We start from the raw sequence: 12,537 nt of genomic DNA, 5'->3' as shown, positions 1-12,537 counted from the left end.
CAAAGATGGTGTCCGCTTTGTCCGACCAAAGTGACCGGGGTCACGCGCTCGGATCGCGCTGCGCCGGAACCAACCACCAGGTCAGGCCGTTGCATCAGGCCAGGGCGCACGTCGGCACACACCTCTCACCCTCACGCCCCCGTCGAGAACACCGGCAAAGCGCCCACGATCGTAACCGCCTTTCCCCTGGGCCACGTCCGCGCGCGAGGGCGCTCAGCGGGCCAGTTCGCGCCGCAGCCGCGCCTCGTCCACCCGCCAGAAGGTGTGCTGCTCACCGTCGACGAGAACCACCGGGATCTGCTCCCAGTACGCGTCACGCAGCGCCTCGTCCCCGGTGATGTCCTTCTCCTCGAAGGCGGCGCCCGTCTCGGCGCACACCTTCTCCACCACCGCGCGGGCGTCGTCGCACAGGTGGCAGCCGGGTTTCGCGATCAGTGTGACCCGGTGCGCACCCCCGGGCCCGCGCTCCGGGGCCGCGCCCTTCGCTTCCTTCTTCGTACGCCGCAGCAGAGGGGTCATGGGTGCCATTGTCCGCCCGCGCGCCCGCCCCCGAGCCCCACCCGCGCCACCCCGCGGGGCGGGCGCGGTGTGCGGATCAACACATCGGTGGGCCAGTGTTCATGCCAGGGGCGCCCCCGAGCGCCGGGAACACCCAACGGACTTGGCTATGCTCGCCACATGGCCGCACTGGGATGGCTCACTCCGCGCAGGCGCTCCGCGACAGCCAGGAGCGTCCTTGCGGGCGAGGCCGCAGCCGAGGCAGCGCGCAGGTCGAGCGCCGACGCGGCGCTCGCGGAGGAAGCGGGGCAGGCGGACGGCGCGCACCCGGAGCCCGCCGAGCAGCTCCCCGACTTCCCGGTCTTCGGCGACGAGCGCGCCGCCGCCTTCTTCGACCTCGACAACACCGTCATGCAGGGCGCCGCGATCTACCACCTCAGCAAGGGCCTGTACAAGCGGAAGTTCTTCCAGCGCCGCGAGCTGGCCCGCTTCGCCTGGCAGCAGGCGTGGTTCAGGCTCGCGGGCGTCGAGGACCCCGACCACATGCAGGACGTGCGGGACTCCGCGCTCTCCATCGTCAAGGGGCACCGCGTCGCCGAGCTGATGTCGATCAGCGACGAGATCTACGACGAGTACATGGCCGGCCGCATCTGGGCCGGCACCCGCGCGCTCGCCCAGGCCCACCTCGACGCGGGCCAGCAGGTCTGGCTGGTGACCGCGGCGCCCGTGGAGACCGCGACGATCATCGCCCGCAGGCTCGGCCTGACCGGCGCGCTCGGCACGGTCGCCGAGTCCGTGGACGGCGTCTACACCGGCCGCCTGGTCGGCGAGCCGCTGCACGGCCCCGCGAAGGCCGAGGCCGTACGGGCGCTCGCCGCGGCCGAGGGCTTCGACCTCGCGCGCTGCGCCGCCTACAGCGACTCGCACAACGACATCCCGATGCTGTCGCTCGTCGGCCACCCGCACGCGATCAACCCCGACGCCAAGCTCCGCAGGCACGCGCGCGAACGCGGCTGGCGGCTGCGGGACTACCGCACGGGCCGCAAGGCGGCGAAGGTCGGCATCCCCGCGGCAGCGGGCGTCGGGGCGCTCGCCGGCGGCACGGCGGCCGCGGTCGCGCTGCACCGCAGGCGCCGCTGACCCCGCGTGGCCGGCGCCCGGGCCGGCGCGCGGCCGGATTCGTACGCCGGGCGGCTGCGCTGCGTGACCTCCGTACGGCCGGGCCGTCACGGGGCGTACGGCCACGGTCCGTACCCGCCGCGAGCGCGCCGCGCGGCGCGTGACACGGCCGCGGTCACAGAATCCGCACCTCTCCTGTGCCGAGGGTCACACCACTCGTGCGAATATCGGCGGTCTGTCCGATTCGCCGCGCCTCCAGGGCCCCCTCAGCACCACCACAGTGATCAGATCCTGTCGCCATACGATCAACAAGCGGTCACCATCCGCTATCCGAACCATCGGCGAGCCATCACCGAAGCGACGTAATCGATGATTTGAGCAACTCGGTGTAGCACGGCCTGTACGAAGCGTTATTCTCCTCAGACGCACATCGGACCCCTCCCACCGCGACAGCGGGTGAGAGGTCCCGCACTGCACGTGATGGAAGCTCTGCCTCTGGGAGACCCGTGTACTCACACGTCGGGGTTGACGCCTCGGGCCTGGCTACGCTGCGCGCAACGGTCCTCGACCACTTGCGCGGTCTTGTCCCCACCGCGTACGCCGTACCCGCACTCGCCGCACCGGCCCCTGCCGTGAGCGGCCCGATCGGACCCTGCTACGCCCTGGCGAGCGGCGGCGCCGCGGTCGGCAGAAGGAGCGGCCGCGCCCGCGCCGCCGCCGGCCAGGCCACCGCCCGCCGCCCCACCGCCGACAGCGACAGCGCGCGCATGATGGAGCTCGTCGAGCGCGCCCAGGCGGGCGAGGCCGACGCCTTCGGCAAGCTGTACGACCAGTACAGCGACACGGTCTACCGCTACATCTACTACCGGGTGGGCGGCCGGGCCACCGCCGAGGACCTCACCAGCGAGACCTTCCTGCGCGCCCTGCGCCGGATCTCCACCTTCACCTACCAGGGCCGCGACTTCGGCGCGTGGCTCGTCACCATCGCCCGCAACCTGGTCGCCGACCACTTCAAGTCGAGCAGATTCCGCCTTGAGGTCACCACCGGCGAGATGCTCGACGCGAACGAGGTCGAGCGCAGCCCCGAGGACTCCGTCCTGGAGTCCCTGTCCAACGCGGCGCTCCTCGAAGCCGTCCGCAAGCTCAACCCGCAGCAGCAGGAGTGCGTCACGCTCCGGTTCCTGCAGGGCCTCTCGGTCGCCGAGACCGCCCGCGTCATGGGCAAGAACGAGGGCGCGATCAAGACCCTCCAGTACCGCGCCGTACGGACACTCGCCAGGCTGCTGCCCGACGACGCCCGCTGACCCCGCCCCCGACGCCGCCCGGGCCCACCGGGCGGCGCCCGCCGCACCCCCACGGCAGAACAGTCCTCAACCCCCTTTTCATCACGCTGTGTTGACAGCGTGGTCACGCTGCGGTCCGAACACTTTCCGCGCGTAACCGAAGTGCCGCGCCGCTCGTTGTGCGGGATGCAGGCTCCCTGTGACCCCCGCGCACGCGGGCCGATCCTCACCGGACCCCCAGGGGAGTCGACCGTCATGACGAGAGGAGGTGCCGCCAGTGATCGCGAACGTCTCGGCACACCGGCGGGCGAACGCCTTCGCCCAGGCCCTGGAAGACAGGACCGACCGGGGCTCGGCGACGGCGCAGTCGGCCGAGCCGGCCGCCGAACCGACCGAAACAGCCGACCAGAGGCGGCTGTTGGGCCTGGTGAGCGGTCTCGGCGAACTGCCGAAACCCACGCTGGACCCCGAGGTCAAGGTGGTGCAGCGAGCCCAGCTCGTGGCCGCCATGGAGGCCATGCTTCAGGAAGGCACCGCAGGCCAGGGCTCCCCGGGCCCTACGGTGCCGGAGCAGCGCACGTCGCGGGGCGCCCACCGGGCGTCCCCCCTCGGGCGGCTGCGGCCGAGGTCCCGCTGGTCGAAGAGTCTCGCAGCGGGCGGCCTCACGGTCGGTGTGGCGGCGGGCGCCTTCAGCGGAGTCGCCGCTGCCAGCTCGGACGCACTGCCCGGTGATTCGCTCTACGGCCTCAAGCGCGGGATGGAGGACATCAGGCTCGACCTGGCGGACAACGACTCCGCGCGCGGCGGCCTCTACCTCGACCACGCCTCCGCGCGGCTGACCGAGGCGCGAAGACTCATGGAGCGCGGCCGCAGCGGACACCTCGACCACGAGTCGCTCAACGAGATCCGCCGCACCCTGACCGGGATGCGGAACGACGCGTCGGAGGGCCACCGCCTCCTGCACGCCGCGTACCAGAGGGACGGCTCGCTCGCGCCGATGGCGACCCTGTCGTCGTTCGCCGCCTCCCACCGGCAGGCGTGGGACGGGCTGCGCGGCCGGCTGCCCGTCCAGCTCACCGACGTCGGCGACCAGGTCAACTCGGTCTTCGTCGCCATAGACGAGGACGTCGCCCCGCTCAAGTCCCGGCTCCAGCCGCCCCAGGGCGGGCAGTCGGGCGCCTCGGCGCCCAGCGCCCAGGACGCGACTCCCGGCACGGGCAAGCACCGCAAGCCCTCGTCCGCCACCCCGAGCTCGGACGAGAGCAGCGGCAAGCACGGTTCCGCGGGCCACGGCTCGCCCTCCCCGTCCAAGGGCGACGGCGGGCTCATCGGCGGCGCCCACGACGGCGGCCTGATCGGCGGCGCGGCCGGCGGCCTCGTCGACCCGCCGTCCGCCGGCGCGTCCGACCCGGCGTCCCCGCCGCAGGACCAGGGCCAGGACGACCCCGCGCCCGACGTCACGCTCCCGCCGCTGCTGCCCGGCCTCCTGCCTGGCCTCGGCATCCAGGGGCACGACGCCGACCAGGGACAGTAGCCGACGCCGTACGAAGCGGGGAGGGGGTCCCCTGACCGGGGACCCCCTCCTCGCCGTCCTGTCCCCGCGGCCCTCGCGCGGCCGCGCTCCCCGTCAGAAGAAGACCGACCTGCGCTGCACCAGCAGCTTGTACAGGGTGTGCTGGATCTGCTCCCGCACCTGGTCTGTCAGGTTGAACATCAGCATCGGGTCCTCCGCCGCCTCCGGCGGATGGCCGTCCGTCGCGATCGGCGCCCCGAACTGGATCGTCCACTTCGTCGGCAGCGGCACCGCGCCGAGCGGCCCCAGCCAGGGGAAGGTCGGCGTCAGCGGGAAGTACGGGATCCCCAGCAGCCGCGCCAGTGTCTTCGCGTTCCCCAGCATCGGGTAGATCTCCTCCGCGCCCACGATCGAGCACGGCACGATCGGCACGCCCGTGCGCAGCGCCGTCGACACGAAGCCGCCCCGGCCGAAGCGCTGGAGCTTGTACCGCTCGCCGAACGGCTTCCCGAGCCCCTTGAAGCCCTCGGGCATCACCCCGACGACCTCGCCCCGCCCGAGCAGCTCCGCCGCGTCCTCGGTGCACGCCAGCGTGTGGCCGGCCTTGCGGGCCAGCTCGTTGACGACGGGGAGCATGAAGACCAGGTCGGCGGCGAGCAGCCGCAGATGCCTGCCCGCCGGGTGGTGGTCGTGCACGGCGACCTGCATCATCAGCCCGTCGAGCGGCAGGGTGCCCGAGTGGTTCGCCACCACCAGCGCGCCGCCCTCGGCGGGGATGTTCTCGACGCCCTTGACCTCGACCCGGAAGTACTTCTCGTACACGGGCCTGATCAGGGACATCAGGACCTGCTCGGTGAGCTCCTCGTCGTAGCCGAAGTCGTCGACCTCGTACTCGCCCGTCACCCGGCGCCGCAGAAAGGCGAGGCCGCTCGCCAGGCGCTCCTCCCAGCCGGGGCGGCCCGCCGGGTCTCCGGGCTCCTGCGTGCCGCCGGGGGCGCCCGCGCCGCCGGAGCCGTGGTTGCCGTCGCCGGGGCCGCCCGCGCTGTCCGCGCCCGCCGCGCCGCCGAAGCCCGGCTCCTGGCCCGGCTCGGGGACCGGCCGCAGCGGCGGGCGGTCGGCGCCCGGCTGCCGCTCGTGGCCGCCGCGGCCCGCGCTCCGCCCGCGCGGCCGCCTGCCGCCGCCCTCGCCGAAGGGGATCACCTTGGCATCGGCCATGTCAGTCGCGCTCCTCGCCCGCTTCCGCACCGGGCGCCTGCCCGGTTCCGCCGTACTCCACCACGTCCGCGAGGCGTTCACCGGCGAACCGCGCCGCGCGCAGCGCCCCGGCGGACAGCCGGTCCACGGCCGCGCCCACCGCCTCGGGCGGCAGCAGCCCGGCGCCGCGGCCCGCGGCGAACGCGTCGAACGCCGCCGCCGTCGTGTACGCGGGCGTGAACCCGAGCGCCTCGCGCAGCCGGTCCGTGCTGACGACCCTGCCGTGCGTCAGCAGCCGGATCTGCTCCGGCGCGAAGTCCGTCATCCCCGCCGTGCGCAGCGCGCTGCCCATCCAGGTCACCGCGGGCAGCAGCACGGGGACCGTGGGCCTGCCGAGGCGCCGCGCGCACTGCGAGAGCAGCAGCACCCCGTCGCCCGCCACATTGAACGTGCCGCTGCCGAGGGCGCCGCTGCGCTCCTCGTCGGCGACGAGCAGCAGGACGCCGAGCACGTCGTCCTCGTGCACGAACTGGAGTCTGGGGTCGTACCCGAAGACCGTGGGCAGCACCGGCAGCGAGAAGTACTCGCCGAGCGGGGTGTCGGCGGTCGGGCCGAGGATGTTCGCGAACCGCAGCACCGAGACCGCGACGTCGGGGCGGCGGCGCGCGAAGCCGCGCACATACCCCTCGACCTCCACCGCGTCCTTCGCGAAGCCGCCGGACGGCAGGGACTTCGGCGGGGTCGACTCGGTGAAGACCGCCGGGTCGCGCGGCGCGGCGCCGTACACGCTCGTACTGGACTTCACGACGAGGCGCCGCACGGCGGGGGACTTCTGGCAGGCACCGAGCAGCTGCATGGTGCCGATGACGTTGCTCTCCTTGACGGAGGCGCGGCTGCCCCCGGCCAGGGGTGTGCCCGTCACGTCCATGTGGACGACGGTGTCGGCCCGGTGCTCGGCGAGGACCCGCGCTATCGCGGGCCTGCGGATGTCGGCGCGGACGAACACCGCGCCGTCGAGGGCGTGCGCGGGGTCGACCGCGTCGACCGCGACCACCCGCTCCACGCCCGGCTCGCGCACCAGGCGCCGTACGAGACGGCCCCCGAGCTGCCGGGCCGCGCCGGTGACGAGCACCACTCTGCCCACGGACACCGCCTTCCCTCACGGGCCCGACGCCGCGCGGACCGGCCGGTCCGCGCGGGCACAGGGCTCAGGACATGCAACATGGCGGCCCCTCCACCGAATCCGGTGGAAGGGACCGCCACGGCGTACAGCGTGTCAGGACCGCCCCCGCGGGTGCGGGGGGCCCGCTCACTTCTTGTTGCGGCGCTGAACGCGCGTGCGCTTGAGCAGCTTGCGGTGCTTCTTCTTGGCCATCCGCTTGCGCCGCTTCTTGATTACAGAGCCCACGACTACCCTCGCTCACTTCTTCTCACTCGGTGCGGGGCGTCTGGGCCCACACGACCTACGTCGGGCCAGCCTACCCGCCACCGCGTGACGGACGTAATCCGAGGGGATCGAGGGGCTACCGACTGCTTCCGTCAGGCAGTTTCCACCCCCACATAGGACTCGCGGAGGTACTCGTGAACCGCCTGCTCCGGCACCCGGAAGGACCTGCCCACCCGGATCGCCGGCAGATGACCGCTGTGCACCAAGCGGTACACGGTCATCTTCGACACTCGCATCACCGAGGCGACTTCCGCCACGGTAAGGAACTTGACCTCGTTGAGAGGCTTCTCGCCTGAAGCAGCCATGACCCACCTGCACCTTCCGCACTGCAACGGCCCCCGGCTTCCCCTCCGGTGACTCTTCGTCGCTGTGCGCTCACTACCAGGGTAGGGGCGGGTGGTACGAGTGGGGAAGAGGAGCACCTCCCCCCTGCTTACCGGTACAGATGCGCTCGATTGAGTACATACCGCACCAGCGGGCGGTAGTAGGCGGAGCGCGCGCCGTCGTCCAGCGGCACCGCGAGGGAGACCCGCCCCTCCGCTTCGCCGACGAAGACGGCCGGGTCGTCGGTGTCCGCGAGACCGATCGCCTCGACACCGAGCTGACCTGCGCCGCAGACCCATCCGTGGTCCCCCACCACCAGCTCGGGCAGGGGCCCGCCGGACGCCGCGGCGGCATCGAGGGCGACCCGTACGGGCAGCGGGGAGTGCGAGTGTGCGCCGGTCTCACTCCCGGCGCACCGCGCTCCGGGTTCACGCACCAACGCCACGCCCCGCACGTAGTCCAGACGGTGCGTGCGTAGGCCGAACCGGGTCGCTATGTCGACACTTCTGCCCTGCGCCGGCATGAGGACATCACATCCAGCCGTCGACAAGGCGTCTGCGAGCTCGCCGTAGAACCCCAGCAGCCGGTGCGGATGGCCCGTCCCGAACAGCACGGCGGCCCCACGCGCCACGGCGACCGCGAGCCGCCGCGCCAGCGCGTCCAGCGCCGCCAACGTCCGCTCGGGGTCGATCACATCGGGCCCCGTCACCTGCCCCGGGTCGGCCGAGACCCCGCACCGCCGGGCCATCAGCCGCAGCAGGTCGCCCTCCTGCCAGCCCCGCTCGGACGCGAGCCCCAGCGTGACCCGCGGATCCCCCGCCGCGAACAGCCGGTACGCCCGCAGGCTCGCCTCCCGCGAGGTGGCCACGGGCCCGGCAAGCCGGGCCGCCAGCAGATGCGCACGCAGCGCCCCGGTAGTCAGCACCCGCCCGATGCTTCCGCACCACGCCGCCCCCCGCCCGGATTCCCCCACATCCCCCACGGTTGGCCTAACACACGCCAGTACGAACGCTACGCCTCCCCACCCGGGCCCAGCGCACGGCGGCGGTCCGCCAGTACCGGGATGGAGGCGATCTTCTCGGCGCTCAGGTCACCCCAGACAAGACCCCGTGGACGGCGCCGGTTGCCGCACTCGATGACCTCGTCGGGCGTGACGATGTAGTCCACCGAGAAATCGTGCTCGGTCTCCGGGATGTCCTCGTCGACCACCTGGAGGCCGTGGACCGGCGCGACGATCACCGTCCGCCCGGTCACGAGACCCGCCTCGATCAGGAGGGCGACTTCGAGGTCGGAGTAGCCCGCGCCCTTCCCGATGCGGGCGCCCGCCCGGTTCACGGCGACACTGCCGCACACCACCACGTCGACCGGGCGCATGGACTCGACCCCGAGCCGACGTGCGACCCGCGCCGCGCCCTTCTTCTCCGCGGCCTCCTCTGCGGACACGGTGAGCGTTCGCGGGTCGAGTTCGTAGAACGGCTCGCGGCCCGCCATCCTCGGCACCGCCATGTACAGGCACTTGCCGTCCTCCAGCGCACGGACACGCACCGGCAGCTGCGCCCAGTCCGGGTTGGCCTTCACCGTCCCCGCGCGCTGCCACATGTCCAGTTCGGCCAGCCGCTCCGCGGTCCGCTCATTGCCGTGGAAACCGGGGATCTTGCCGTACGAGTCGCCCGGAGCACCGCCGCCGTCGATGAGCCGACGCCATGCCCGCTCACGAACCGCCTGCTTGGCCCGGTCGATGTCGCTCACGTACCCACCCGTCTCAGATCGCGGCCATCAGGGCAAGCAGACGGTCGTTGATGTCCTGCGCCCACGGCTCCCCACGCCACCGCCGAAGCTCCCGACCGGCCAAGGGGGCGTCAGGGCAGGAGGCCCCGCAGGGGAAAGGCCGCGGTGCGGGTGGCTCTGATGGCCTGGTCGAGGCGGTTGGCGGGGTCGTAGCCCGACTCCCACGGCTGCCAGGTGGGCGTGCGGCCGTCCGTCATGCGGCCCGGGCCCAACTGTCGCGTGCGTGCGTAGACTTCGTCGCGCCACGAGGACGGGAGTACCGACTCGGGGTCGACCGGGCGGTGCGCCGCGATGCCCACCAGATGCGTCCACGAGCGCGGCACCACGTCCACCACCGCGTACCCGCCGCCGCCGAGCGCCAGCCACCTGCCGCCCTCCGCGTACTCGTGCGCCAGGTCGTGGCAGGCCGACTGGGCGGCGCGCTGCGCGTCGAGCGACACCGCGAGGTGCGCGAGCGGGTCCTCGAAGTGGGTGTCGGCGCCGTGCTGCGACACCAGGACCTGCGGCCTGAACTCCGCGAGCAGTTCGGGCACCACCGCGTGGAACGCCCGCAGCCACCCCGCGTCGCCGGTGCCCGCGGGCAGCGCCACATTGACCGCGCTGCCCTCGCCCGCGCCGAAGCCCGTCTCCTCCGGCCAGCCCGTCTGCGGGAACAGCGTCCTCGGGTGCTCGTGCAGCGAGACCGTCAGCACCCGCGGGTCCTCCCAGAACACCGCCTGGACGCCGTCCCCGTGGTGCACGTCCGTGTCGACGTACGCGACCCGCTCGGCCCCCAGCTCCAGCATCCGCGCGATCGCAAGCGCCGCGTCGTTGTACACGCAGAACCCGGACGCCTCGCCCGGCATCGCGTGGTGCAGCCCGCCGGTGAAGTTCACCGCGTGGTCGCTCGCGCCCTCCCAGACCGCCTCGGCGGCCGCCACCGAGAGCCCGGCGATCAGCGCCGACGCCTCGTGCATCCCGGCGAACGCCGGGTCGTCGACCGTACCGAGCCCGTACGCGGGGTCCGCGGAGCGCGGGTCGGCCGACGCGGCCCGCACCGCGTCCACATAGTCCTGCCGGTGCACAAGACCCAGCGTCGAGTCGCCCGCCGGGGGCGCGGCCCGCACGTCGACCGCGCCGTCGAGCCCGTACGCCCGCACCAGCCCCATGGTCAGCGCGAGCCGCACCGGGTCCATCGGGTGCGAGGCGCTGAACCTGTATCCCGTGACCGCCTCATCCCACATCAGCAGTGCGCGGCCGCTCTTGCCCGTCATGCCCGCCACCGTATCCGCCACCCGCCCACCCGAACGAGCGCGCGTACACGAGCGTGACCAGGACCATCCCCAGCGGCACGAGCATCGCCCCCCGGTAGTTCCACGCATCGCCCAACGCGCCCACCAGCGGCGCACCGATCAGAAATCCGACATAGTTGAAGATGTTGACGCGCGCCACGGCCGCCTCGCTCGCCCCGGGGAACAGCCGGCCTGCCGCCGCGAAACACTGCGGCACCAGCACGCAGAGACCGAAGCCGAGCAGCGTGAAGCCGACAATGCCGATCCACGCGCCGGGCGCCGCCACCACCACCGCGAAGCCGCCTGCCGCGAGCAGCGACCCGCACCGCACCACCGCCACGGGCCCGAACCGCCGCACCCCGAAGTCCCCGAGCGCCCGCCCCAGCAGCGTCGTCACCATGTACGCGTTGTACGGCACGGTCGCGAGCTCCGCCGAACTGCCCAGCGTGTCCTGGAGGTACTTCGCCGACCAGTTGGAGACCGTCGAGTCACCGATGTAGGCGAACGCCATCACCAGGCACAGCGGCAGCAGCGCCCGGAACACCACACCGGACGCGCCGCCGCCCCCGTCCACCGCACCGGGCACGGCCGCCGCGTCCATGTCCACGTACCACCTGCTGCCGACGAGCGCCGCGGGCAGCAGCACCGCGACCGCCGGCAGGTACGAGACGAAGAGGCCCAGGTCCCAGTGCGCACCGACCCAGGCGAGCGACGCCCCGACGATCCCGCCGAGGCTGTAAGCGGCGTGGAAGCCGAGCATGATGCTGCGCCCGTACCTCCGCTGGAGACTGACGCCCAGCATGTTCATCGACGCGTCGAGCCCGCCGACCGCAAGCCCGAACGCCCCCAGCGCCACCGCCACCTGCCACAGCGCACGGCCCGCGCCGACCCCGAGCAGAGCGAGCAGCACCATCGGCTGGAGCCACCGCAGCAGCAGCGCGGGCCGCACCCGGGCCACGACCTGCTCGGTCAGCACGCTGCCGACGCCCGCGAGCACCGGCACCGCGACCAGGAACGCGGGCAGCAGCGCGTCGGAGATCCCGTAGCGGTCCTGGATCCCCGGGATACGGGTCACCAGCAGAGCGAACGCGGCACCCTGCGCGAAGAAGCTCACACCGAGCGATATCCGGCCCCGCCGCAGCCGCGCATCCGTCATGCCGCGACACACTAGAGCGCTTGGCTACCGATGGGTAGAGCGAGTGCGGCGGCAATCCGCCGCCGTTACGCCGCTGTTCCTGCGCCTGTGCCTGGGCCGCTACGCGAGCAGCGCGGGCAGGTCCGCCATCACGGAGAACCAGCCATCGGCCCCCGCGAGCCGCTCCTCGGGGGTCATCGCCGTGAACCCGTACACGTCCATCCCCGCGGCCCGGGCCGCCGCGACCCCCAGCGGGCTGTCCTCGACCACCGCGCACCGCGCGGGCTCCACGCCCATGCGGCGCGCCGCATACAGGAACAGGTCGGGCGCCGGCTTCCCGCGCCCCACGTCCTGCGCGCTGAACACGACCTCTTCGGGGAACCACCGGTCGAGCCCCGTCGTGCGGTGGCCTACCCGGATACGCTCGTGATGGCCCGACGAGGCGACGCAGTACGCGGCCCCCGCCACGCGCAGCCCCGCGAGCACTTCCTCCACCCCGTCCACCGGCTTCAGTTCACGCTCGAACGCCCCGAACACCCGCGTGTGAAGAGTGTCGTCGAAGTCGTCGGGCAGCTTGCGCCCGGTGCGCTCAAGGACCAGATCGTGCACGCGGTGCAGGGCCGCCCCCATGTAGTCCCGTACGGACTCCTCGTACGTGGTGGGATGGCCGAGCTCCGTCAGGTACGCGGCCAGGATCGTGTTGGAGATCGGCTCGCTGTCGACGAGGACGCCGTCGTTGTCGAAGATGATCAGGTCATAGCGCATGCATCCGACAGTAGAGGTGCGCTGCGCCAGCTGAGCCGGCGGACCGTACCGTGAACGCAGAAAGGGCCCGCACCACCCGGCGCGGGCCCTCCCTCTTTATTCAACAATTGTTCGGCGGCGACCTACTCTCCCACAAGGTCCCCCTTGCAGTACCATCGGCGCAATAAGGCTTAGCTTCCGGGTTCGGAATGTAACCGGGC

The 12,537-nt window shown here is 72.7% G+C and carries 13 protein-coding genes and 1 rRNA gene; 3 read left to right on the top strand and 11 right to left on the bottom strand.

What is annotated here, in order from left to right:
• Window positions 1-213: 213 nt before the first annotated feature.
• Window positions 214-519, bottom strand: a complete 306-nt coding sequence (locus AB0910_RS17450; protein ID WP_366745469.1) for a glutaredoxin family protein — start codon at window positions 517-519, stop codon at window positions 214-216.
• Between the two features lie 159 nt (window positions 520-678).
• On the opposite strand from AB0910_RS17450, the gene AB0910_RS17445 reads away from it, so the two are divergent.
• From AB0910_RS17445 to AB0910_RS17435, 3 genes are all read left to right on the top strand, one after another.
• A complete protein-coding gene (locus tag AB0910_RS17445) occupies window positions 679-1,638 on the top strand; it encodes an HAD-IB family hydrolase (RefSeq protein WP_366745468.1) in 960 nt (319 codons plus the stop codon).
• Between the two features lie 485 nt (window positions 1,639-2,123).
• On the top strand, window positions 2,124-2,921 hold the full coding sequence (locus AB0910_RS17440; RefSeq protein ID WP_366745467.1) for an ECF subfamily RNA polymerase sigma factor, BldN family: 798 nt from the start codon (window positions 2,124-2,126) through the stop codon (window positions 2,919-2,921).
• Window positions 2,922-3,177: 256 nt separating this feature from the next.
• Window positions 3,178-4,434: a DUF5667 domain-containing protein gene (locus tag AB0910_RS17435; RefSeq protein WP_366745466.1), complete on the top strand. Its 1,257-nt coding sequence runs from the start codon at window positions 3,178-3,180 to the stop codon at window positions 4,432-4,434.
• Between the two features lie 93 nt (window positions 4,435-4,527).
• On the opposite strand, the gene AB0910_RS17430 is transcribed toward AB0910_RS17435, so the two are convergent.
• The 10 genes from AB0910_RS17430 to rrf form a co-directional block, all read right to left on the bottom strand.
• Window positions 4,528-5,628, bottom strand: a complete 1,101-nt coding sequence (locus tag AB0910_RS17430; protein WP_366745465.1) for a lysophospholipid acyltransferase family protein — start codon at window positions 5,626-5,628, stop codon at window positions 4,528-4,530.
• Between the two features lies 1 nt (window position 5,629).
• Window positions 5,630-6,751, bottom strand: a complete 1,122-nt coding sequence (locus AB0910_RS17425; protein ID WP_366745562.1) for an NAD-dependent epimerase/dehydratase family protein — start codon at window positions 6,749-6,751, stop codon at window positions 5,630-5,632.
• A 165-nt stretch (window positions 6,752-6,916) separates the two neighbouring features.
• The gene (locus AB0910_RS17420; RefSeq protein WP_003948845.1) at window positions 6,917-7,015 is read right to left on the bottom strand and encodes an AURKAIP1/COX24 domain-containing protein; all 99 of its coding nucleotides are present in this window, start codon (window positions 7,013-7,015) and stop codon (window positions 6,917-6,919) included.
• A gap of 131 nt (window positions 7,016-7,146) precedes the next feature.
• Window positions 7,147-7,359, bottom strand: coding sequence for a helix-turn-helix domain-containing protein (locus AB0910_RS17415; protein WP_345655864.1), 213 nt, complete (start codon window positions 7,357-7,359; stop codon window positions 7,147-7,149).
• A gap of 128 nt (window positions 7,360-7,487) precedes the next feature.
• Window positions 7,488-8,303, bottom strand: a complete 816-nt coding sequence (locus AB0910_RS17410; protein WP_366745464.1) for a phosphatase — start codon at window positions 8,301-8,303, stop codon at window positions 7,488-7,490.
• A gap of 86 nt (window positions 8,304-8,389) precedes the next feature.
• Window positions 8,390-9,127 (bottom strand): 5-formyltetrahydrofolate cyclo-ligase, encoded by a 738-nt coding sequence (locus AB0910_RS17405; protein ID WP_366745463.1) that lies wholly within the window; start codon window positions 9,125-9,127, stop codon window positions 8,390-8,392.
• A gap of 110 nt (window positions 9,128-9,237) precedes the next feature.
• Window positions 9,238-10,419, bottom strand: coding sequence for an acetoin utilization protein AcuC (locus AB0910_RS17400; RefSeq protein WP_366745462.1), 1,182 nt, complete (start codon window positions 10,417-10,419; stop codon window positions 9,238-9,240).
• Window positions 10,379-11,593, bottom strand: coding sequence for an MFS transporter (locus tag AB0910_RS17395; protein WP_366745461.1), 1,215 nt, complete (start codon window positions 11,591-11,593; stop codon window positions 10,379-10,381). The genes AB0910_RS17400 and AB0910_RS17395 overlap by 41 nt, the downstream gene beginning before the upstream one ends.
• 99 nt (window positions 11,594-11,692) lie before the next feature.
• Entirely contained in the window at window positions 11,693-12,337 is a 645-nt protein-coding gene (locus tag AB0910_RS17390; RefSeq protein ID WP_366745460.1) for an HAD family hydrolase, read from the bottom strand.
• A 109-nt stretch (window positions 12,338-12,446) separates the two neighbouring features.
• Window positions 12,447-12,537 (bottom strand): 5S ribosomal RNA (gene rrf / locus AB0910_RS17385); the annotation flags it as partial.

It is taken from the genome of Streptomyces sp. NPDC047002, assembly GCF_040704505.1.
Taxonomy (GTDB): Bacteria; Actinomycetota; Actinomycetes; order Streptomycetales; family Streptomycetaceae; genus Streptomyces.
This window is presented reverse-complemented; position numbering and strand designations above follow the sequence as displayed.

Coding starts and splice junctions, on each gene's coding strand:
- AB0910_RS17450 (WP_366745469.1), bottom strand. CDS start 519: ATGACCCCTCTGCTGCGGCGTACGAAGAAGGAAGCGAAGGGCGCGGCC.
- AB0910_RS17445 (WP_366745468.1), top strand. CDS start 679: ATGGCCGCACTGGGATGGCTCACTCCGCGCAGGCGCTCCGCGACAGCC.
- AB0910_RS17430 (WP_366745465.1), bottom strand. CDS start 5,628: ATGGCCGATGCCAAGGTGATCCCCTTCGGCGAGGGCGGCGGCAGGCGG.
- AB0910_RS17415 (WP_345655864.1), bottom strand. CDS start 7,359: ATGGCTGCTTCAGGCGAGAAGCCTCTCAACGAGGTCAAGTTCCTTACC.
- AB0910_RS17400 (WP_366745462.1), bottom strand. CDS start 10,419: ATGACGGGCAAGAGCGGCCGCGCACTGCTGATGTGGGATGAGGCGGTC.
- AB0910_RS17395 (WP_366745461.1), bottom strand. CDS start 11,593: ATGACGGATGCGCGGCTGCGGCGGGGCCGGATATCGCTCGGTGTGAGC.
- AB0910_RS17390 (WP_366745460.1), bottom strand. CDS start 12,337: ATGCGCTATGACCTGATCATCTTCGACAACGACGGCGTCCTCGTCGAC.